Source organism: Enterobacter sp. A103, from assembly GCF_034427535.1.
Lineage (GTDB): Bacteria > Pseudomonadota > Gammaproteobacteria > Enterobacterales > Enterobacteriaceae > Enterobacter > Enterobacter asburiae_B.
On sequence record NZ_JAXQPQ010000001.1, the window covers coordinates 547,950 to 570,268 of the forward strand.

The 22,319-nt window shown below is 56.4% G+C and carries 19 protein-coding genes and 1 pseudogene; 6 read left to right on the top strand and 14 right to left on the bottom strand.

Going from position 1 to position 22,319, the window contains the following annotated elements:
* Window positions 1–89 precede the first annotated feature (89 nt).
* On the top strand, window positions 90–1,568 hold the full coding sequence (locus tag SPH27_RS02645; protein ID WP_182072933.1) for a PLP-dependent aminotransferase family protein: 1,479 nt from the start codon (window positions 90–92) through the stop codon (window positions 1,566–1,568).
* A 27-nt stretch (window positions 1,569–1,595) separates the two neighbouring features.
* Here SPH27_RS02645 and SPH27_RS02650 read toward each other — a convergent pair whose 3' ends face one another.
* The gene (locus tag SPH27_RS02650) at window positions 1,596–2,231 is read right to left on the bottom strand and encodes a helix-turn-helix domain-containing protein (protein ID WP_047060957.1); all 636 of its coding nucleotides are present in this window, start codon (window positions 2,229–2,231) and stop codon (window positions 1,596–1,598) included.
* A 121-nt stretch (window positions 2,232–2,352) separates the two neighbouring features.
* The gene (locus SPH27_RS02655) at window positions 2,353–3,684 is read right to left on the bottom strand and encodes a 2-hydroxycarboxylate transporter family protein (protein WP_033145663.1); all 1,332 of its coding nucleotides are present in this window, start codon (window positions 3,682–3,684) and stop codon (window positions 2,353–2,355) included.
* 404 nt (window positions 3,685–4,088) lie between these two features.
* On the opposite strand from SPH27_RS02655, the gene SPH27_RS02660 reads away from it, so the two are divergent.
* Entirely contained in the window at window positions 4,089–5,036 is a 948-nt protein-coding gene (locus SPH27_RS02660) for an AEC family transporter (protein WP_182072934.1), read from the top strand.
* 32 nt (window positions 5,037–5,068) lie between these two features.
* Window positions 5,069–6,754, top strand: coding sequence for an NAD-dependent malic enzyme (locus tag SPH27_RS02665; RefSeq protein ID WP_087822652.1), 1,686 nt, complete (start codon window positions 5,069–5,071; stop codon window positions 6,752–6,754).
* 45 nt (window positions 6,755–6,799) lie between these two features.
* Here the strand turns inward: SPH27_RS02665 and SPH27_RS02670 are convergent, their stop codons facing one another.
* The 11 genes and pseudogenes from SPH27_RS02670 to SPH27_RS02720 all read right to left on the bottom strand — a co-directional run bounded on the left by SPH27_RS02670 (window position 6,800) and on the right by SPH27_RS02720 (window position 17,205).
* The gene (locus SPH27_RS02670; RefSeq protein ID WP_182072935.1) at window positions 6,800–7,801 is read right to left on the bottom strand and encodes a Kdo(2)-lipid IV(A) acyltransferase; all 1,002 of its coding nucleotides are present in this window, start codon (window positions 7,799–7,801) and stop codon (window positions 6,800–6,802) included.
* 193 nt (window positions 7,802–7,994) lie between these two features.
* Window positions 7,995–8,225 carry a tautomerase PptA gene (gene pptA, locus SPH27_RS02675; RefSeq protein WP_023335848.1) on the bottom strand — a complete coding sequence of 77 codons (231 nt, stop codon included), beginning with the start codon at window positions 8,223–8,225 and terminating at the stop codon, window positions 7,995–7,997.
* A 37-nt stretch (window positions 8,226–8,262) separates the two neighbouring features.
* A complete protein-coding gene (locus tag SPH27_RS02680; protein WP_047060960.1) occupies window positions 8,263–8,880 on the bottom strand; it encodes a glutathione S-transferase family protein in 618 nt (205 codons plus the stop codon).
* A gap of 166 nt (window positions 8,881–9,046) precedes the next feature.
* Window positions 9,047–9,934 carry an ABC transporter substrate-binding protein gene (locus tag SPH27_RS02685; protein WP_047060961.1) on the bottom strand — a complete coding sequence of 296 codons (888 nt, stop codon included), beginning with the start codon at window positions 9,932–9,934 and terminating at the stop codon, window positions 9,047–9,049.
* Window positions 9,935–9,943: 9 nt separating this feature from the next.
* Window positions 9,944–10,717 carry an amino acid ABC transporter ATP-binding protein gene (locus SPH27_RS02690; protein WP_047060962.1) on the bottom strand — a complete coding sequence of 258 codons (774 nt, stop codon included), beginning with the start codon at window positions 10,715–10,717 and terminating at the stop codon, window positions 9,944–9,946.
* Window positions 10,701–11,627 carry an amino acid ABC transporter permease gene (locus SPH27_RS02695; protein ID WP_029740269.1) on the bottom strand — a complete coding sequence of 309 codons (927 nt, stop codon included), beginning with the start codon at window positions 11,625–11,627 and terminating at the stop codon, window positions 10,701–10,703. The genes SPH27_RS02690 and SPH27_RS02695 overlap by 17 nt, the downstream gene beginning before the upstream one ends.
* A 9-nt stretch (window positions 11,628–11,636) precedes the next feature.
* Window positions 11,637–12,146 (bottom strand): GNAT family N-acetyltransferase, encoded by a 510-nt coding sequence (locus SPH27_RS02700; RefSeq protein ID WP_032656866.1) that lies wholly within the window; start codon window positions 12,144–12,146, stop codon window positions 11,637–11,639.
* Between the two features lie 9 nt (window positions 12,147–12,155).
* Window positions 12,156–14,419 (bottom strand): annotated as a pseudogene (locus SPH27_RS02705) (NtaA/DmoA family FMN-dependent monooxygenase).
* Window positions 14,420–14,435: 16 nt separating this feature from the next.
* Window positions 14,436–15,557, bottom strand: coding sequence for a M20 peptidase aminoacylase family protein (locus SPH27_RS02710; protein WP_039262859.1), 1,122 nt, complete (start codon window positions 15,555–15,557; stop codon window positions 14,436–14,438).
* Complete coding sequence (locus tag SPH27_RS02715; protein WP_121931699.1) at window positions 15,554–16,555, bottom strand: LLM class flavin-dependent oxidoreductase; 1,002 nt, start codon at window positions 16,553–16,555, stop codon at window positions 15,554–15,556. The genes SPH27_RS02710 and SPH27_RS02715 overlap by 4 nt, the downstream gene beginning before the upstream one ends.
* 110 nt (window positions 16,556–16,665) lie before the next feature.
* Entirely contained in the window at window positions 16,666–17,205 is a 540-nt protein-coding gene (locus tag SPH27_RS02720) for an AAA family ATPase (protein WP_039262987.1), read from the bottom strand.
* A gap of 345 nt (window positions 17,206–17,550) precedes the next feature.
* Between SPH27_RS02720 and SPH27_RS02725 the strand changes: the two genes are divergently transcribed.
* Complete coding sequence (locus SPH27_RS02725; RefSeq protein WP_048979189.1) at window positions 17,551–19,086, top strand: methyl-accepting chemotaxis protein; 1,536 nt, start codon at window positions 17,551–17,553, stop codon at window positions 19,084–19,086.
* On the opposite strand, the gene SPH27_RS02730 is transcribed toward SPH27_RS02725, so the two are convergent.
* Entirely contained in the window at window positions 19,083–19,481 is a 399-nt protein-coding gene (locus SPH27_RS02730) for a cupin domain-containing protein (protein ID WP_023311976.1), read from the bottom strand. The two genes, SPH27_RS02725 and SPH27_RS02730, sit on opposite strands and share 4 nt — an antisense overlap.
* Window positions 19,482–19,593: 112 nt before the next feature.
* Here SPH27_RS02730 and SPH27_RS02735 point away from each other — a divergent pair, with 112 nt between their 5' ends.
* Complete coding sequence (locus SPH27_RS02735; protein ID WP_182071707.1) at window positions 19,594–20,490, top strand: LysR family transcriptional regulator; 897 nt, start codon at window positions 19,594–19,596, stop codon at window positions 20,488–20,490.
* A gap of 322 nt (window positions 20,491–20,812) precedes the next feature.
* The gene (gene ansP / locus SPH27_RS02740) at window positions 20,813–22,309 is read left to right on the top strand and encodes an L-asparagine permease (RefSeq protein WP_023311978.1); all 1,497 of its coding nucleotides are present in this window, start codon (window positions 20,813–20,815) and stop codon (window positions 22,307–22,309) included.
* Window positions 22,310–22,319: the final 10 nt, after the last annotated feature.

Consider the following 22,319-nt stretch of genomic DNA (forward strand, 5'->3'; position numbering starts at 1 on the left):
TCTCGCCATCAAGGCAGACCAATTTTTCATCCTGCTGCGTGCAATATTGCTTTAGAATCAAGAGATACAGAGGGAAAGTGGACAACGTAATGTTTAAGCACGCGCAGCTAGAAACGGTTAAGGCATGGATTATCGACCCCGCTAACGGATCGCTACCGCTTCATGAAAGGATCCAGAGAGCAATACGGACGCTGATACTGGAAGGAGTGCTATCTCACGGTAAGGCCCTTCCTGCTTCACGCGCGCTGGCGACGTCTCTCGGCGTTTCCCGGGACACCATTGAAGCGGCCTACTCCAGCCTGCATGCCGAAGGTTTTATTGAGAGACAAACAGGCAGAGGGAGCTTCGTCTCTTCCAGCGCGCGTTTTTTAAAACCCCGTCCTCGACAGCATCAGCCAACCGCTGAGATACGAAAAGCAAAACTCAGCGTCCGGGGAAAGATCGTTTATGAAAGCGGCGGGATCCGCGAGTTTTCTTCACCTCGCCCCCTTGCGCCCGGCATTCCTGAAACCCGCATGTTTCCTATTCCGATCTGGGAGCGTCTTCAGCGACAGGTACTGAAGGAGTTTCAGCACCAGGCGTTAGAGCAAAGTCCACCCCAGGGTATAGAGCGCCTGCGACGGGCAATTGCGGAATATGTCAATCTTGAGCGCGGAACGCGTGCGAGGGCAGAACAGGTCATCGTTCTGACAAGTTCTCAACAGGCGCTTGCGCTCTGTTCCCACGTGCTGATGGACGCCGGGGATGGCATTGTCATTGAAGATCCCTCCTATCAAGGGGCACACAAAGCGTTCAGCGCTGCAGGGCTTCGCTGTATTCCGGTTCCTCTTGATGAAAAAGGCATCTCGGTTGACGGGCTTAATTCTCTGACCGAGCCTGCCAGGGCGATCTACCTTACGCCTTCTCATCAGTACCCCACCGGGGTGACGCTCTCTCTTGACCGACGACTGGCAATTGTTAAATGGGCAAACCGTTACGGAGCCTGGATTATTGAGGATGACTATGACAGCGAGTTTCACTACGAAGGTAAGCCTATGGCCAGTCTTCAGGGGCTTGATACGTATAACCGGACAATTTATATCGGCACGTTCACCAAGTCTCTGTTCCCTGGGCTACGTATTGCCTACATGATCGTTCCCTCAGAATTGACAGAGCCCTTTACCATGGCGAGGACGTTAATGGATGGTCACACGGCCTCAATAACCCAGCTGACGCTGGCTAAATTTCTGGAGGGAGGCCATTTTGGCGCCTATGTTCGTAAGATGCGGAGTATTTATGTTGCTCGTCGCGACACGCTGGCAAGCATGATGGACGAATATCTCTCCGAATATGTTACCTGTGAAACGCCTGCGGGGGGAATGCAAATGCCTTGTCACCTGAAGCACGGCATATCCGAGAAAGAAATAGCCACCGCCGCCCGCCGCGCGGGTGTTGATATACTTGGCCTTACCGATTTATATGCAGGTCCCCCCGCGTCCACCGGTTTTTTGATGGGATTTGCTGCTTACACGGAAATGGAAATAGAAGACGCTGTAAAAAAACTGGCCGCAATTTTCCGTCATGTTTGATGCCGTCGACCGGTCAGCGGCGAATACTCATTCCGGGCGAGCAAGGCTATAAACAGGGATCCGCCGGGTTGTTTTGGTGAGCGTATCAAACACCTCGGCGTCGGACGTCGCGATCCTCATTCCCGTTTTGCGTAATCTCTGCACATCGGCCGCGATGCGCTGAATGCCAAACCAGAAAAGCCCGTCGAGTGCCGTCACCGACAGCCCGTTTTCCAGCGCCAGCCTGAGGCGTTCCTTCGGGGCTTTAACCTGCTGGGCAATTTGCCGGTAAGGCAGTTCATTGCATCCTGTCGCGTCACTGCGCTGGATACGCGTTTTCAGCTGATAGGTAAATTCGTCAGGTATTCCGTCGAGATCTCTTTTAAGGCTATAGACGCAGCCAAAGCGCTTGCCGTTAAACAGAACATTTTTCTGACTGAGCTGAAGCTCTTTTCTGACAACGTCTATCAGCTGGGGCGCACGGGTAAGGAGCAGCCTGAAGGGCAGCTCGAAGCTGGTGACGTAATCCACATTAAGCAACGCGAGGCGCAGCCGCTCCTCTGCACCGGACTGTTGCTCACGACACTCCTCCATCACCTCTGCCCACTGGCGCGTCAGGCGCTCCGGCTCGGCGGCTTCGGTAAGGAGATATTTTTCAATCTGATAATCAACTCTTCCGGTCATCGTGTGGTATCCCGTCGCTGTGGGTGCGGTAATTCTATACAGCGCGGTGAGTTTTATAAAGGACTGAACCGCAGCGACACCCTGAAAATGTCGTTGCGATTCAGCATCCTGACGTTTCGGATCAGTGCGCCATTATCCAGCCCATCAGCAGCGTGGCGAAAATCACCGTCGACGCGCCGCCGATGCGGGTGGCGATCTGCGCGAACGGCATCAGCGACATCCGGTTAGACGCGGACAAAATGGCCACGTCCCCCGTTCCGCCCAGCCCGCTGTGGCAGCAGGTCACAATGGCCGCTTCCACAGGATACATATTCAGACGCGACGCGATAAAGTAGCCGCTCAGCGCCATCGCAATCACGACCGAACCGCATACCACCACGTATCCCACCGAGAAGACCGACACCACGCTCTCAAGCGGCACGTATAACATTCCGAGGCCGATCATCAGCGGCCAGACCAGCGCAGCCGAGACGAATTTATAGCAGCTGTGCGCGCCCTGCTCCATTGAGGCCGGGATCACCCTGAAGTATTTACACAGAACGGCAATCAGGATCATCAGCACCGGGCCGGGAATGTGTACCAGTTTTTCAAACAATCCGCCGACGATGAAAAACGCGCACACCATCAGCAATCCGCCCCCCATCAGATGAAAATCCGTCTGCTGCGTGCTTTGCGCCCCGGCAAACAGGCTGGCGTCGTCTTTACTCCGCGTAAGCATGCCATTTCCCGAAAGCGCAGGACGTTTCGCGCCGAGACGCGCCAGCGATCCCGCACAAATAATGGCGAAGATATTCCCGACGACCGCAGCGGGTGCCAGCTGCGCAACGTAGACGTCCGGCGTCTGCCCCAGTATTGCCGAATAGGCCAGGGACAGCGGCAAAATCCCCTCGCCAATCCCGCCGCCGATGATGGGCACAATGATGAAGAAGAAGGTGTGGTAAGGCGTATACCCAAACAGTGAGCCCACAATGAGGCCGCTCAGCACGGCCATGCATGTTCCGGCCACCAGCGGAACAAACATGCGCATCATCCCCTGGATCAGCAGCACCCGGTTCATCCCCAGAATGCTGCCGACCACCAGGCAGGCGATGACAAAATAGAGCAGATTCGCCTCTTTCATCAGCAGATGCACGGTATCAAGGGTATGTTTCCCGAATACGCCAAAATAGACCAGCACGGAGGGGACCATCAGGCACAGGATCGCCGGGCCGCCGATATCTTTCAGCACCGGGATTTGACGCCCTACTTTGGCAAACGCGAAGCCGAGGGTCATGATGACCGCGAGTCCACCTATCATATTTTTCGGCAGCAGCCCTGCCCAGGCGGACGTCGCCACAATCGCGGCAATCCCGACGAACAGCATCAGCGGGACCGTGCCCACCTCGGTATTGTTGAGCCCAAAGGCAAAACGCGAGGTCGACAGTTCAGAAGTCGGTACAGGATTATCTTTCATATAATCACCTGAATTTGTGTTCGGATAAACAGAGAAAGGAATAACTGAAACTATTCCTGATACGAATAAATGTTCTTAAATATAAATAAAGACTTAGATGGCCTTTTCTAAAAACAGGCTCAACATGAAATTAGCACGGGCCTGCCGGAAGAAATGTGAACAATTCGGCTCTTTGCTTTTAAATAACTTAATTCAGCATTAAGTAACTAAAGTTATTTATGGCGCCCATTGTCGCTTTCTTGCGTCTTATCAATATTTGACGAAAGTATTAGTTATCCAACTAATGCAATCTTTTTGAAATTAATAAAACCAGAGAGAGTGTGACCCTTGTCACTCCTGCCCTGCTTTCTAAACGCTAGATTAGCGCTGCAATAAAACACATAAAATACCCTACAGGAAATACTATGCCTTCATTACTATTACAGTCACTGTTTCCGCTCGTCTTTATAATGTTACTTGGATGGCTAAGTGGAAAGCTGGGATATTCCCAGCGAGAAGATGCAAACGTCATGGCAACCGTGGTGATTCGTTTCGCCCTTCCTTTCCATCTTTTTATCGGTGCACTGCATACCGACCCGAATAAAATTAAGAACCTGACCTTTATGGCCGTTTTAGTTGTCGGTTTAATGGGGTCGTATTTACTGACGCTATTTATTTCGCGCTACGTTTTTCGCCACGATATCAAAACCAGCGCCATTCAGTCTCTGGTTTGCGCCTTTCCTGATATGGCCTACTTTGGCGCACCGGTCCTGGCGGTATTGATTGGGCCGGAAGGATTTATCGGCGTGCTGATTGGCAATATTATTACCAGCGTTATCATGATCCCTCTGACTATCGTCCTGATTCGTATGGGTGATAAAAACGGTCAAGATGGCCTGGAGGCGCTGAACCCGGGCGCGATGATTGTGCAAAACCTTATCAAAGCGGCACGCAATCCTATCGTCTGGATCCCGGTCTCCGGCGTATTGCTCAGCCTGGCCGGCGTGCAAATCCCTTCTATTCTCAGCATGCCGATTGAGATGGTTGGCAAGGTTTCAGGCGGGCTGTCCCTGTTTGCCCTCGGCCTGCTGTTTTACGGTGAGCGTCCAAAACTGAACGTGCAGACGTTTACCAACATCAGTATTAAAAACCTTATTCAGCCGGCAATGATGGCCGCCGCAGGACTCGCCTTTGGCCTGAGCCACACCTTACTGCAGCAGGTCGTCATTATTGGCGCAACGCCTTCCGCGATTGCCGCAGGGATGTTTGCCTTACGCAGCGATACCTATATTGATACCACATCCTCTTCCATATTAATTGGCACTGCCGTCGGGGTCGTGACCGAAGGCATTATGATCTATTTCATCTCTTAATCTGCTTTAAATAAAAAATTCAGGAGTTAACCATGTCCCGGAAAGAAGTTCTGTACACCCCCTATAACGGGGCCGTATTGCTGGAAAATCCGTTGCTAAATAAAGGACTCGCATTTATTAAAGAAGAGCGTGACAATTTTAATCTGCACGGGTTATTGCCGCACAACGTTGAAACCATTGAAGAACAAACCGAGCGCGCCTGGGTGCAATTTTGTCATTTTAAAAGCGATATTTCGCGTCATGTTTACCTGCGAAATATTCAGGACACCAATGAAACGCTCTTTTATAACCTCCTGCGTTCGCATCTGAAAGAGACGTTACCGATTATCTATACCCCGACGGTCGGTGAAGCCTGCGAGCATTTCTCCACGATTTATCGACGCGCGCGCGGCCTGTTTATTTCATGGCCTAACCGCCATCGTATTGATGAGATGCTGCAAAGCTTTTCGCGCAACGACGTTCGCGTGATTGTGGTGACGGACGGGGAACGTATTTTAGGGCTTGGCGATCAGGGTATCGGCGGAATGGGTATCCCAATTGGCAAGCTGTCGCTGTATACCGCCTGCGGCGGGATCCATCCGGCCTCTACCCTGCCGATAATGCTGGATGTCGGCACCAATAATCAGCAGCACCTCGACGACCCGATGTACATGGGCTGGCGCCACCCGCGCATCAGCGACGATCAGTACGCTGAGTTTATGGATATGTTTGTCAGCACCGTTAAAGCGCGCTGGCCCAATGTGCTCTTGCAATTTGAAGACTTCGCGCAGAAAAACGCCACCAGGCTGCTCCAGCGCTACCGCGACCAGCTGTGCTGCTTCAATGATGATATCCAGGGCACGGCCGCCGTGACCGCCGGTACGCTGATGGCGGCGGCCCATGCGGCAGGCACGCGCATTCGCGACCAGCGCGTGGTCTTCCTGGGCAGCGGCTCTGCCGGATGCGGAATAGCTGAAAAAATTGTGGCGCTGATGGTGGATGACGGCCTGACCGAGCCGGAAGCGCGCAGCCGGATCTTTATGGTCGATCGCTTCGGCCTGCTGACCGACGACATGACCAACCTGCTCGATTTCCAGAAAAACCTGCTCACCGCGCGCGACGCCGTATGCAGCTGGCAGGTTGACGCGAAGAACATTTCCCTGCTGGACGTGGTGAAGAACGCGCATCCCACGGTGATGATCGGCGTTTCGGGCCAGCCGGGGCTGTTCAGCGAAGAGATTGTCAAAGAGATGCATCGCCACTGTCCGCGCCCGATCATCATGCCGCTCTCGAACCCGACTTCGCGGGCGGAAGCCCAGCCGCAGGATCTTATCGCCTGGACCCAGGGGGCGGCACTGGTGGCCACCGGCAGCCCGTTCGCCCCGGTATTCTGGGAGAATGAACACTACGAGATCGCCCAATGTAACAACGCCTATATTTTCCCGGGCCTGGGGCTGGGCGTACTGGCCTGCAACGCGCGCCGGGTGACGGAAGAGATGCTGATGGCAGCAAGCCGCAGCCTGGCCGCGCAGTCACCGCTGGTCACCACGGAAAAAGGCGGATTGCTGCCGCCGGTAGATCAGATTGAAACGGTTTCACGCCAGATTGCCGTCGCCGTCGCCCGGGCCGCGATTGAACAGGGCGTGGCTCCGGCGATAGATGATGAGACGCTGATGGCGCGTATTGAGAAGACCTGGTGGCAGGCGGACTATGCGCCGTACCGCAGGTCTGCGCTGTAAGCCTCGATCCAGCCCTCACTGCACGGTGAGGGCTGGATTGCTGCCTCAGTGCTGGACGCCCGATCGGTCGGAAAGATCGGCGGCGGACAGGATATCAGCCCGTGGTGCCACGCTCTTGCGGCGGGCATACCGGTCAGGCTGACCTTCAGGACGCGTTTTGAAGCGCCGGTGCAGCCACATATACTGTTCTGGCGCCGTCCGTACCGCCTGCTCAATCGCCCTGTTCATCTGCGTCGCAACAGATTCTTTATCGCCCCCCTGCAGCGCCTCGCTGATATCCTCCAGAATAATCAGTTCGTAGCCGGTACCGTCCGCCCTGCGGCGCGGCACAAAGGGAATGACGGCTGGCTTAGCGCTTTTGACCAGCATATAGCTTCCAGCGGTCGTGGCGGCATCCGCAACCGCAAAGAACGGCACAAAGACGCTATTGGTTTTGCCATAGTCATGGTCCGGGGCGTACCACAAAATTTCATTCTGCTTCAGCGAGCGGATCATGCCCTTTAAATCATGACGATCGAGCATGGTTTTATTGGAGCGCAGGCGCCCGCGCGTCTGAAGCCAGTCCAGCAGCGCGTTATTATTCGGACGATACACCCCAATGCCGGGGTTGAGCATGCCAAAGATCCGCGCGCCCAGCTCAAGGGTGAGAAAATGCATGCCAACGAGCACCACGCCATTTCCCTTTGCCCGCGCCTTTTCCATGTGCTCATAACCCGTCACGGTAAAGCATTTCTTCACCCGCCACGCGGGCCAGAACCATGCCATCCCGGTTTCGATTACCCCCATTCCTACCGATTCAAAATTACGCTGCAGCAGTGACTCTCGCTCCGCCTTTTTCATCTCCGGAAAACAGAGTTCCAGGTTGCGGCGGGCAATCTCAACGCGGCGCGGAAGCAGGCGCATCGCCAGCCGTCCAAGACTGTGGCCGATTCGGAACAGCAGCGGATAAGGGAGCAGCATGATGAGCCACAGCGCGGTGATGCCAGCCCAGCTTAGCCAGTAACGAGGGTGAAGAAAGGCGAGTGAAAAACGGGGTAATTTTGTCATGAGAAAATTATCCTTTAGCGTGTCTGTCCTTAACTGATTCTGTTTGAGATCTTTCCTAAGGATTGATGGGCTGTCAGCCAGAAACGTAAAGTGTAACGGATAAGATAAAACGCATTTTTATCGATTTTTGCGAAAAAGCGGGAAGACGAGGCGGGGAAAAACCGGGGAGAAGAGTTCCCCCCGGCAATTGCGCTTACATTGAATAGCCTGGCTTTTTGATTAATTCGTCCAGCTTCGGTCCTATTTCGGTATCCCAGACCTGCGCTTTCCAGTCCTCCTGGTTCACCTGATTCAACGCAACGGACACCGAGCTGTCTTTGCTGTTGAAATGGCGAATAATGACCTCAGCAATATCCTCGGCCAGTGCGGTTTTTTGTTCGTCGTTCAAATCGCGGGGAAAACATTTGATATCTACGTGTGGCATATGCAGGCTTCCAGTTGTGAGTCAGGGCTCCACGTTATCAGATAATACCGTTGGCCTTTAACACCTTGTGCAGTTCCGGCAGCTGACATACGGTATCTGCGATGGCCGTCAGTTTCGGCGTATTGGTTGCAAACCAGTCATGGCGTGGCCCCCAGGTGCGCGCCACCGCGATATAAACATCCAGCAGCGTCAGCCGTTCCCCCAGCGCAAACGGGGCGGCCTTGAGCTGAGTTTCGAACCACAAATAGAGGGACTTCCGGTATTCGATGCAGTTTTTCTGCAGCTGTTCCGGCGCGTCCGGCACCCAGCGCTCGGGATAGTCTGCATACGTAAACGTGGGATAGACGTTGGCCACAAACCAGATCAGCAAGCGCTGAAACTGCTGGCGTTCGGCCTGCCCCACGGGCGGCGCAAGATCGGGACATCTGTCGAGCACCATCAGGGCAATCGCCGCCGTTTCGGTCATGATGGCGCCATTTTCCAGCTCCAGCGTGGGTACCTGACACAGCGGGTTGAGCTTTTGCAGCAGCTCACGCTGCGGGCCGGGCTGGTCAAACCCGTCCACGTTGATAAATTGATAAGGGATATCGGCCAGGGTTAGCATCACTTCACCGATCGCCGAGCCCCAGCCGGGTACGCCATAGAGTTTAATCATGTTGCCTCCGCAGGGATGAAAACCCTAAGTGTATACCCGTCATACTTCAAGTTGCAGGTGCGTTGGCTGCACTCACTCACCCCAGTCACGTACTTGTGTACGCTCCCGGGGATTCGTTCCCTTGCCGCCTTCCTGCAACTCGAATTATTTTGGGTATAGAGCACCATTAGTAGGTTATCCCAGGCGGGTTGACCTCCGACTGCGCCACCGCTTCGCCCTGCTCGCCCCAGCGCGCCAGCACCTTCTGGTAATCACCCCGCTTAATCGCACCGTCCAGCGCGGCCTGCAGCGCGTACACCAGCTCATTGCCCTTTTTGGTGGTGGTCGCGACATAGGCTTTTTTCGGCCCTAAACCGACAACGCGGGTTTTGCCGGTCAGCGCCGCTTTGTAGGCCGATACCGACTGCGGACCAAAGAACACGTCCGCCCTGCCGGACTGGATATAGAGATTGCCTGAAGCATCGTCGTGGAGATAAACCGGCAGCGCAGGCGTCCGCCCGGCCTTTTTGTTCTCTTCGTTCCAGCCCAAAAGGATGCGTTCCTGATTGGTACCAGAACCGACAATCACCTTTTTCCCGGCCAGATCTTCCGCGCTTTTGATTGACTGAATCTCGCTGGTGGATTTCACCGAAAACGCCAGCGAATCGACGCGGTAGGTCGCAAAATCAAACTTCTCTTTACGCTGTTCGGTCACCGCAATGTTCACCAGCGCCACGTCGTAGCGCCCGGAGGCGATCCCCAGCGGCCAGTCTTCCCACGCCGTCGGCACCAGCTTCAGCTTTAGCCCCAGGCTGCCCGCCAGCAGGCGGGCGATATCCGGATCGCTGCCAATGCGCGTGCGGTTATCGCTGGCCAGCAGCGCCAGCGGCGGAGAATTCAGCGCCGAAACGGCGACCGTCAGCGTACCCGGCTCAACGAATTTGTAGCTTGCGGGGATCTTTGCCACGGCTTGTCGATCCACCGTCACCGGCAGCGGCTGCTCGTTGGCTTTCAAATCAATGCTGGCGTGGCTCGCCGTCGTGAAGACCAGCCCCGCCAGAAGTCCATATTTCATTGGCACTCCTTACAAGACTTTTGAGAGAAACTGGCGCGTTCGCGCATGTGACGGACGGTTTAATACCTCGTCGCTGCTTCCCTGCTCGACGATTTTCCCGTCGACCATAAACACCACCTGATCCGCCACTTCCCGGGCAAAGCCGATCTCGTGGGTCACTACCACCAGCGTGGTGCCGGACCGGGCCAGCTTTTTGATCACATCCAGCACTTCCCCCACCAGCTCCGGATCCAGCGCCGAGGTGGGCTCATCAAACAGCATCACGCGGGGACGCAGCGCCAGCGCGCGGGCAATGGCAATACGCTGCTGCTGCCCGCCGGAGAGATGGCGCGACCAGGCATCGGCTTTATCCCGCAGCCCGACCACATCCAGCAGGCTGTACGCCCTTTCCACCGCCTCTTTTTTGCTGAGCTTTTTATGCGCGATGGGCGCCTCAATCAGGTTTTCCAGCACCGTGAGGTGGGGAAAGAGATTGAAGTTCTGAAACACGTAGCCCACGTTGACGCGCTGCTTGAGGATCTCCTTCTCCTTCAGCTCATAGAGCCTGTCGCCCTGACGGCGATAGCCAATGTAGTCCCCGTCGATCTGAATAAAGCCTTCATCGACGCGCTCCAGGTGGTTAATAGTGCGCAGCAGCGTCGATTTACCGGAGCCGGACGGCCCGAGGATGACCGTCACGGACCCGGGCGGGATCTCCAGCGAAACGTTGTCGAGCGCCTTATGGCGACCGAAATACTTGCTGACGCCGGTAATCGAAATATGTCCTTCAGGAGAGGCTTGCATGGACGGGCTCCTGTGCTGGCGTGGTGGTGACAGAACGGGTGCGACGAGCGGCACGGTTCTGGTTAACGGCAGAGCGGCGTTCGCTGCGGGCAAGCGCGCGCTCGACGCCATACTGGATAGCGGACAGGACGGTGGTGATCGCCAGATACCAGGCGGCACCGACCATCAGCAGCGGGATCACCTCCTGCGTGCGGTTGTAGATCATCTGGATGGTATAGAACAGCTCCGGCATCGCCAGGACGTATACCATCGCCGTACCCTTGGCGAGGCTGATGATTTCATTGAACCCCGACGGCAGAATGGTGCGCAGCGCCTGAGGCAAAATGATGCGCACCGTGCGTCGCCAGGCCGGCAGACCGAGCGCGGCGGCGGCCTCATACTGGCCGTGATCGACCCCGAGGAATCCGCCGCGAACGATCTCGGCGGTATAGGCGCTCTGCACCAGGGTGAGCCCCACCACGGCGGTAGAAAACTGACCCAGCACGTTGATGGTTTCAAAGCTGCCCCAGGTGATGCCGGTGAACGGCACGCCGAGCGAGAGCGTGTCGTAGAGATAGGAGAAGTTGTAGAGAATGATCAGCACCACGATCAGCGGCAGCGACCGAAACAGCCAGATGTAGGCCCACGCCAGGCTGCTCAGCAGCCAGGATGAAGAGAGTCTCGCCAGCGCCAGCATGCCGCCAAGCACCACGCTCAGCGCGGTGCCGATCAGGGTCAGCAGCAGGGTCTGCCCGACACCTTCGAGGATCACCGGGTCAAAAAACCAGCGGGCAAAAACCGCCCACTCCCAGCGCGGGTTAAAGGCCACGGACTGAATCACGACCGCCAGGACAAACAGCGCCACCGCGGCGCCGACGGCCCGCAGCGGATAACGCGCCGGGACCACCTTAATGGTTTCAACGTTGCTCATCGTCGTTCCTCATGCGGTTTTACTGAACGCTTCGCGTACCAGCGTTTTGGTGAAGCGCAGCCGACCATCAAACGGCGGCTGGCTGTACTCTTCCGGATCGCGGTTCAGATCGAACTGCGCCTGATAGCCCTGGCTGAGATAGAGCCTGACCGCTTCCGGCTGGCGAAAACCGGTTGTCAGGTAGATTTGGCTATATCCTGCCAGCACCGCCCTGCGCTCAAGCTCCTGCACCACGCGTCCGGCAAGCCCCTGCTGACGCAGGGTTTTGTCCGTCCAGATGCGTTTGATTTCCGCGGTGCGTTCGTCGAAAGGTTTGTACGCGCCAGTGGCGATAATCTTCCCGTCGCGCTCCAGTACGATAAACAGCCCCTGCGGCGCTAAATACCACTCTGTAAGCTCAACCTCCGCGTCTTTGGAGAAGTAGTCCCCGTAGCGGGCGGCATATTCACCGAACAGCCCTTCGATAATGGGCTGAAGCTCGGCGTCTTCCGGGGAAACATCACGAAATCGTTCGCTCATCACGCCTCCTTAATCGCCCAGGCCAGCCGGGTTCACTTCTGACTGAGGAATACGCTCAACGCCTTCCCCCCAGCGGTTCAGCACTTTGTCGTAGTCGCCGTTTTTGATCACGCCGTTCAGCGCGGTTTGCACCGGCTCAACCAGCCCGCTGCCTTTCTTCAGCGTAACCGCAATGTGCGCCGCCTTCGGCCAGCCGCCGTCGACGCTACCCACCAGTTTGGTTTTCCCGTTCAGCGCCGCTTTCCAGGCGCCAATCACGTTCGGACCAAAGTAAGCATCCGCGCGTCCGGACTGCAGCGCCAGCGTTTGTGCCGCATCGTCTTTGGTATAGATCGGGGTGAAGGGCTTCAGACCCTTCTTGAGGTTTTCGGCATTCCAGGCCAGCAGGATGGCCTCCTGGTTGGTGCCGGAGCCGACGATAATCCGCAGCCCGGCGATGTCTTCCGCCTTCTGCAGCGACTTGATCGGGCTGGTTGATTTCACGTAGAACCCGAGGGAATCTTTGCGGTAGGTGGCGAAATCAAACTTCTCTTTACGCTCTTTGGTGACGGTGATGTTGCTGATGGCCGCGTCATATTTTCCGGAAGCCACGCCCAGCGGCCAGTCTTCCCAGGAGGTTGGCACCACGTTTAGCTCCAGCCCGAGGCTGTCAGCGACCAGACGGGCGACGTCAACCTCGCTTCCCAGTAGCGTTTTGTTGTCGTCGGAAAACACCGTCAGCGGCGGTTGATTGAGGCCCGCCACCGCCACGGTAAATTTCCCCGGCACGGCAAAGCGATAGTCTTTCGGCAGCTGTGCCACCGCCTCGCTGTTTTTGACGGTATTAACCGGCGTTTTATTGGCCTCGATGCTCACGCCGGTGCCGTTAATATTCACATTCTCTGCCCAGACGGCAGGGGTAAAGGCCAGCGCGAGCGCCAGGATAAGCGTTGTTTTCTGCATAGCGGGGTTCTCTTTTATTGTTGTGTGTATTGGTTTTTAGGTTCGTCTAAACCCAGACTTTCGCGCAGCGTGGTGCCCGGGTAGTCGGTACGGAACAGGCCGCGCGCCTGTAAAACAGGCACCACCTGGTCAACAAAGCGCGGGAAGGTGTCCGGCGTGCCGCCCTGAATGATGAAGCCGTCTGCGGCATAGCCTTCAAACCAGGCCTGCAGGCCGTCGGCCACCTCTTCCGGCGTACCGGAAAAGCGCGGGCGCGGCGAAGCGGCTTCAAGCGCTACCTGACGCAGGGTTAAGCTGCGCTCGCGGGCGTTACGCTTGATTTCATCGGTGGTGCTGCGGAAGCTGTTTTTGCCTAAATCGCCGATATCGGGGAACGGCTCGTCGAGCGGATACTGGCTGAAATCGTGGTGTTCGAAATAGCGTCCGAGGTAGTTGAGGGCATCGTTAATCGACACCAGCGCCGCCGTGGTTTGATACTGGTTTTCCACGTCATCGGCGTCTTTACCCACAATCACGCTGACGCCCTGGAAGATATGTAAATCTGACGCGCGGCGTCCGTTACTTTCCAGCTGCTGCTTCACGTCGCGGTAAAAGGCTTTCGCTTCGTCGAGCGTTTCGTGATGGGTAAAAATGGCGTCGGCATGTTTCGCCGCCAGCTTTTTCCCGTCGTCCGACGCGCCCGCCTGAAAGACAATTGGCCGCCCCTGTGGCGTTCGCCCAATATTCAGCGGCCCGGCGACCTGGAAGAAATCACCGTGGTGGTCCAGGGTATGCAATTTTGCCGGGTCAAAAAACTGACCGCTCTCCTTATTGCGTACAAAGGCGTCGCCTTCCCAGGAATCCCATAGCCCTTTCACCACGTCGAGATACTCATCCGCAATGCGATAGCGCAGCGCGTGCTCGGGGTGTTTTTCGCGAGAGAAGTTCTTTGCTGACCCTTCCAGCGGCGAAGTCACCACGTTCCAGCCCGCGCGCCCGTTGCTCAGGTGGTCGAGGCTGGCGAACTGTCGCGCCGTGGTGAAGGGCTCGCTGTAGGAGGTGGATAAGGTTCCCACCAGCCCCAGGCGCGAGGTGATGCTGGCGAGAGCGGATAACACCGTCAGCGGTTCAAAGCGGTTTAAAAAATGCGGGATCGATTTCTCGTTGATATAGAGACCGTCGGCAACGAATAAAAAATCGAGTTTGCCCTCCTCCGCCTTTAACGCCGTCGCTTTGACGAAGTCAAAATTGATGCTGGCATCGGCGACGGCATCAGGGTGACGCCAGGCGGACATATTTCCGGATGCACCATGCAAAATGGTCCCCAGCCGCAGTTGACGATGTGCAGACATATTCACCTCTTAAGAATTAAACGTGTTGCAGGGCTTTTTCCGCAAGCTGTGCAAAATAGCGGGCAGCGGGCTCAATTAGGGCTTCATCCGGATTGAATGCCGGATGGTGTAAACCGTACGGGCTGTTGCTGCCGATGCTGACAAACGCCCCCGGGATCTGCTGCAGATAGACCGCGAAATCTTCCCCGCCCATATGCAGCTCGGCGTGCCGGGTTTCGTAGCCTGCTTCTCTGGCGACCGAGGTGGCGAAATCGGCCCAGCGCTCGTCGTTCACCAGCGCGGTGGGCCCGGCATACCAGGTGATGTCAATCTGCGCGCTAAAGGCGCTGGCAAACCCGGCGGCGATCTCGCCCACGCGGGCTTTCACGTTCTGCTGCACCTCCGTGCGGTGGGTGCGCAGCGTGCCTTCCAGCTCGACGCTTTCCGGCAGCACGTTCCAGGTGTTGCCGCCTGCAATGCGCGTCACGCTCAGCACCACCGAATCCAGCGTATTGACGTTGCGGCTGGCGACGCTTTGCAGCGCCGTTACCAGCTGGCTCGCCAGCACGATGGCGTCGTTACCTTCGTGCGGACGTGCGGCGTGCGCGCCCTTACCGGTAATGCGGATCACAAAGCGATCGACGTTGGCATAAAACGGCCCACCGCGGGTAGCGAACTCACCGACCGGCAGGCCGGGCTCGTTATGCATGCCGAAGATGGCGCTGACGTCGCGCAGGGCACCGGCCCGCACCATGCTCTTCGCACCGCCAAAGTTCTCTTCGGCAGGCTGAAACAGGATCCGCACCCGGCCGTTAAGCGACGCTTCCCGTTCTTTCAGCTTTAACGCGGCGCCGAGGATCACGCTGGTGTGGATATCGTGTCCGCAGGCATGCATTACGCCTGCACGCTGGGAGCTAAACGGCACGCCGCTGCGCTCTTCAATCGGCAGGGCATCGATATCCGCGCGCAGCGCAATCAGTTTGTTGCCCGAGCCGATTTCCGCCACCAGCCCGGTCGACAGGTCGTAAGGCTGCGGGGTAATCCCGGCATTCGTCAGCCACTGGCGCAGGCGCGTTGTGGTTTCCACTTCCTGGCCGGAGAGCTCCGGGTTCTGGTGCAGCTCGCGACGCCAGGCAATCAGCTGTTCGCCAAAGCTCATACGGTGACCTCCTTGTTAAGACGCGCCTCGGCAAGCAGGCGCAGCGACGCGACGCGCGTTGCCCCCTCCGCTACCGGCGTGTCGATGATAAATTCGTCAATGCCCCACTTTTCATGCAGGGCGTTAAGCTGTTCGAGCACCGACTCAGCCGTACCCGCCAGCAGCGACTGCGCCCGACGTGCAATGCGCACCGGCTCGCTGCCCGCCTGACGCGCAAAGGCGTAGGCCTGCTCTTCGCTGGCCACGGTGACACGCTGGCCGTTTGCCAGCTCAACGCCCCACACTTCGACCTTCTGCGCCAGGGCTTCCGCCTCTGCCTGCGTCGGCGCGACAATCGCCTGTACCGCCACAATCACGTCCCGCGCGCTGTTCTTACGCCAGGTCGAGACCACCTCGCGCAGCAGCTCAGGGTCACCGTTCAGATGCGCGGCAAAGACAAAGTGCCAGCCGAGCCCGGCGGCCAGCAGCGCGCTATCGATACTCGCGCCCAGCAGGAAACCCTCGGCAGGCAGCGGCGGCAGCGGCGTGGCGCGAACGGCCTCTTCATGAGACTGATGCTCAGGACGGATCCAGCGATCGAGCTGGGCCAGCTGTTCGGCGAAGCTGCCCTTTTCCTGTTGATTCAGCCCCTGCTGCAGCGCGCGGGTTGAGAGCGGCAGCCCGCCGGGGGCTTTTCCGACGCCGAGATCCACGCGGCCGGGCGCCAGCGCGGCCAGCACGTTGAAATTCTCGGCGACTTTATAAGGGCTGTAGTGCTGAAGCATCACGCCGCCGGATCCGACGCGGATGCGCGTGGTTTGCCCGAGGATCCAGGCAATCAGCAGCTCCGGCGAAGGGCTGGCAAGGTGGGGAGTATTGTGGTGTTCGGCAATCCAGAAGCGGTGATAGCCCAGATTTTCTGCCTGCTGCGCCAGCGCCAGGGTCCGCGCCAGCGCATCGGCAGCCGTTTCGTTTTCAGCGATGGGGCTTTTATCCAGAATGCTGATTCGCCATGACATGTTGCGTTCTCGTTTGACTTAACATGTCGACATTATTAAAGGCGCATTTCACCACTGAGAAACAATTAATTTACATTTAGTTTGCCGGAAATCAGATATATAAAACCATGCTAAGAATAAGACTTTAAGTCGGCAATCAGCGTTTTCCCCTGCCCGCGCCGGGTAATGCGGACGAAGCGAATATGCCCATACTGCGGGTTTTGCAGATCGGCTTCATAACGCGTGCGGTTGTTACGCCAGGTTTTCATCGTCCAGATGAGAATGGACTCTCTGCTGAAGAACGCGCGCCGGAAACTCTCTTTGTTCCCGGTGCCGGGCCAGAGCTCGCGCTTATGCCAGGCGCGTTTGACTGCCCTGGTGACCGCCTGCCAGAGGGTGCGGGCAAAGCCATAATCCACCCACACCACAACGTCGACATTACGCCATTTCACCGGCCGCGTGCGGTTATAGTTGCCGTCAAGCACCCAGTCTGGCGAAGCCTGTAGCGCCTGCTCCAGCTTTTCCTGAAACACATCGTCCGGCGTTCCCTGCCAGTCAGGTCGCCAGTAGAGTCTGTCCATCTCGATATAGGGAATAGCCAGTTCGGTCGCAATCTGCTTCGCCAGCGTGCTTTTTCCGCTCCCGCTGGTCCCGATGACGTTAATTTTCACCTCAGCCTCACTGTGTTATCGAAAACTGACCAAATGATAGCGTTTTCATCCTGTTAACGAAACGCTATTTCAGCATGGCAATTTTTCCAGAGAGACGATCTCCCTCTTTCAGTTTGGGTTATGTCATTTATTTGCAGCGACTCCAGAATATGCCCCTGAAAATATTTTCATTTTTATTACACTCGAGAACATTAGCAGATTAAAAATAATGAACAATGGGTATTTAAGGCAGTCATAATTTCAGAGAGAATATGCAGCAGAGCGTTATATAAAAATAAACACATTAATCTTGCCGGAGCATTTTCCGGGCATTTTTTATTCTTGCACATCATCATGGAGTTACTCATGAGGCGTAACAGTCCCGTTACACAAAACGAGTATTTACTTAACGATGGTTCGACGTTAATGTCGACCACCGATACCAAAAGCCACATTACCTATGCTAATTCCGCTTTTATTGAAGCCAGCGGATATAAAGAAGAACATCTTCTGGGTGAGCCGCATAACCTCATCCGCCATCCCGACATGCCTGCCGAAGCGTTTGGCGACATGTGGTATACCCTGCAGCAGGGTGAGACCTGGACGGGGCTGGTGAAGAACCGTCGTCATAATGGCGACCACTACTGGGTGCGGGCAAACGTAACGCCTGTCTGGCAGGGTGGATCCCTGACGGGGTATATTTCCGTGCGAAATATACCCGCACGGGAAGAGATTGCGGCCAGTGAAAAACTGTATGCAAAAGTGCGTAATAACGAATTAAAACATTACCGCTTTTATAAAGGGTTACTGGTTCGGCGCGGTTTATTTTCGTTTATGTCGCTCTTTAAATGTCTCAGCACCAGTAAACGTATCCATCTGGGTATTGCGACGACGGCGTTACTCTCCTGCCTGGCGGTGTATTTATTCCCTGATAAACTTGTGCAGTCGGGAAGTCTGGCGCTGCTGTTTATTGCCCTGACCTATTATCTTCATGCGCAGATCGCCCGTCCGGTAAAATCTATTGTGCAACAGATGCAGCGCGTGGTTTCAGGACGTAAAACGGACTATTACCATTTTGACAGGATCGACGACATCGGGCTGATGATGCGCCTGGTGAATCAATCAGGTTTGAATCTGAATTCGCTGGTTGACGATGTCGGGGCGCAAATCAGCGGGATTGGCACCATCAGCCAGCAGGTCGCGAAAGAAGGTGCGGCGCTGCAGACGCGTTCAGAAGAGACCGCAGACTTTCTGCAGCAAACCGCGTCCGCGGTGGAAGAGATCGCCAGCGCGGTGGAGCAGACGGCAGAAACAGCGAAAGAAGCCACTGAGATGGCGGATCGCACCCGCGACAGCGCCCACCGCGGTGAAGCGATGATGAAAGAGACCATCGGTATGATGCAATCCGTGTCGCAGGATAACAGCCAGATCGTCGATATTATCAGCGTTATCGATCGTATCGCCTTCCAGACCAATATTCTTGCGCTGAATGCGGCCGTGGAAGCGGCGCGCGCAGGTGAAGCCGGGCGCGGATTTGCCGTGGTGGCGGCCGAGGTGCGCAACCTTGCGCAGCACTCCGCGACGGCGGCGAAAGAGATCAAAGCGCTGATTGAGAAAAACGTCGCCAGCGTCAACGCAGGCGTAGAGAAGGTAGAACAAACCGAAACGCAGCTGACGGTTATGATCGACAACGTGATGCGGGTCTCCTCCCTGATTAAGGAGATCGGCCACGCCACTCAGGAGCAAACCCAGGCGCTGACGCTCATCAACGCATCCATCTCCCGTATCGGCGCAATGACCCACAACAATACGGGGATGGTGGATAACGTCACTCACGCGGCGAATCACCTGACGCAGCGCACCACGCGCCTGCAGCAAGCGATTGCCGTTTTTGGCGGTTAGCCGTTCGGATACTGCTCGTCGGTGACTTTTTCCAGCCATGCAACCGGGCTGCCGTTAACGGATTCGGCGATGGCAATATGCGTCATCGCCGTTTGCGCGCTTGCGCCGTGCCAGTGCTTTACGCCGGGTGGGATCCAGGCGATATCGCCCTGATTCAATATTTCCGCCGCTTTGCCCCACTCCTGTAACCAGCCGCGACCCTGCGTCACAATCAGCGTTTGCCCAAGGGGATGCGTATGCCACGCGGTGCGCGCGCCCGGCTCAAAGGTCACGGTTGCCCCGCCGACGCTGGCAGGTTCGCTCGCCTGAAATGGTGCGTCAATACGGACGGTGCCGGTGAACCAGGCTTCCGGTCCTTTTGCTGAAGGTAATGATCCGCTGCGGATAATTTTCATCTTATGCTCCTCGTTTACTGTTGCGTTAACAGTAGCGCAAAGCAATCCGGAGCATTAGTGTGCATAATCAGATAGGAAATATGATTGAAATTCATAAATAGAGGCAATCGCGATGCTAAAAAATAATTTCAACGACCTGCTCTCTTTTATGGTAGTCGCCCGCGAGCGCAGCTTTACGCGCGCGGCGGCGCAGCTGGGCGTCTCGCAATCGGCGCTGAGTCATGCCATGCGCAAGCTTGAAGCGCGGCTCGACGTTCGCCTTTTAACCCGCACAACCCGCAGCGTTGTTCCCACCCAGGCGGGTGAGCAGCTCTTTACGCGCTTAAGCCCGCATTTGATGGAGATTGAGCAGGAGCTCACGACGCTTCGCAGCGCACGCAACAAACCCGCAGGTTCTGTTCGCATCGTCGCCGGCGAGCATGCGATGGACGCCGTGCTCTGGCCGGTACTGAAGGCGTTTATGGTGCAGTATCCTGAGATTAACGTCGAAGTGACGGTAGATAACGGCCTGACGGATATCGTGGATGGCCGTTTCGACGCGGGAGTACGCCTGGGTGAACAGGTGGCAAAAGATATGATTGCGGTACGGATAGCGCCGGATATGCGCATGGCCGTGGTCGGTTCCAGGGATTATCTGGCTCGCTTTGGCGTGCCGCAGACGCTGGAGCAGCTTGCTGAACACCGCTGCATCAACATGCGCCTGCCCACGCGCGGCGGACTGTATCACTGGGAATTTGAACGCGACGGGCGCGAGCTTCGCGTTCGGGTTGATGGGCAGCTTACGCTGAGCAGCCTGTCGCAGCGCATCGACGCCGCTGAGAATGGCCTCGGATTAGCCTACGTGCCGGAGGCGTCGGTTCTGGGGGCGCTTAATCACGGACGGCTCGTCAGGGTCCTTGAATCGTGGTGCCCTACTTTCGAGGGGTATCACCTTTATTATCCGAGCCGTCGCCAGCACACTACCGCTTTCAGGTTACTGTTAGATGCTCTCCAGCAGTCAAAATCTTGACCACCTGGTAATAATTAAGAAAATCTGATGATTAAATAATCAACCCGCCAAATGTTTTGTCTAAAAAGTCATCACGATTCAGCGTGTTGTGATCGCCGTCTGCTCTGACCACACGATTTCCTTCGACGTGCATCACTTTCGGCACGGTTATATTTTGCGTCGCTTATGAATTGCAGGTAGGATGCCTCGCCATGTTTCGCCTTATCCATACGCAGAATGACTGGGAAGGCGACATGTGTTTGCGCAGAAGCAATCGTTTGTATTGCGCTCTGCCAGGCAGGACTATCACGATAATGGTTCAGACAGGCAAACAGGTAACTCAATGAAAACAAGCAATAAAAGCGCAGCCGATCATCATGCTGCTAAACGTCGCTGGTTGAACTCCCACGAAGAGGGCTACCACAAAGCGATGGGCAACCGTCAGGTTCAAATGATCGCCATCGGCGGCGCTATCGGAACGGGTCTGTTTTTAGGTGCGGGTGCGCGTCTGCAAATGGCTGGCCCGGCTCTCGCCCTGGTCTATCTGGTGTGCGGGATCTTCTCTTTCTTCATTCTTCGTGCGCTGGGCGAACTGGTACTGCATCGCCCTTCCAGCGGAAGCTTCGTCTCTTACGCCCGTGAATTCCTCGGTGAAAAAGCGGCCTACGTTGCGGGCTGGATGTACTTCGTCAACTGGGCGATGACCGGTATTGTCGATATCACCGCCGTTGCGCTGTATATGCACTACTGGGGCGCGTTTGGCGATGTGCCGCAGTGGGTCTTTGCGCTTGGCGCGCTGGCGATTGTCGGCACCATGAACATGATCGGCGTGAAGTGGTTCGCGGAGATGGAGTTCTGGTTTGCGCTGGTAAAAGTGCTGGCCATCGTGGTGTTCCTGGTCGTGGGTACCGTCTTCCTCGGCAGCGGTAAACCGCTGGACGGCAATGCCACCGGCTTCCACCTGATAACCGATAACGGCGGATTCTTCCCGCACGGTCTGCTGCCTGCGCTGGTCCTGGTTCAGGGCGTGGTGTTCGCCTTCGCTTCCATCGAACTGGTGGGTACCGCAGCAGGTGAATGTAAAGATCCGCAGACCATGGTGCCAAAAGCCATTAACAGCGTGATCTGGCGTATCGGTCTGTTCTACGTCGGTTCCGTGGTGCTGCTGGTTCTGCTGCTCCCGTGGACTGCCTATCAGGCAGGTCAGAGTCCGTTTGTGACCTTCTTCTCTAAGCTCGGCGTGCCTTACGTTGGCAGCATCATGAACATCGTGGTCCTGACGGCGGCGCTCTCCAGCCTGAACTCCGGTCTTTACTCTACCGGTCGTATCCTGCGCTCCATGTCGATGGGCGGTTCTGCGCCGAAGTTCATGTCAAAGATGAGCAAGCAGCAGGTTCCCTATGCGGGGATTCTGGCAACGCTGGTGGTTTACGTCTTTGGCGTGTTCCTGAACTATCTGGTGCCGTCCCGCGTATTTGAGATCGTTCTGAACGTCGCTGCACTGGGGATTATCGCATCCTGGGCCTTTATTGTGGTCTGCCAGATGCGTCTGCGCAAAGCGATCAAAGAAGGCAAAGCGGCTGATGTGAGCTTCAAGATGCCGGGCGCACCGGTGACCTCCTGGCTCACCCTGCTGTTCCTGTTCAGCGTGCTGGTGCTGATGGCGTTTGACTACCCGAACGGTACTTACACCATCGCGACCATTCCGCTGCTGGCGGTACTGCTGATTGCCGGCTGGTTCGGCGTGCGTAAGCGCGTTCACGAAATTCACAGCACCGCGCCGGTTCATCACGACGATGAAAAACACGACGCACCGCTGGTGGAAGAAACCTCGCGTTAAGCGTCCGTAA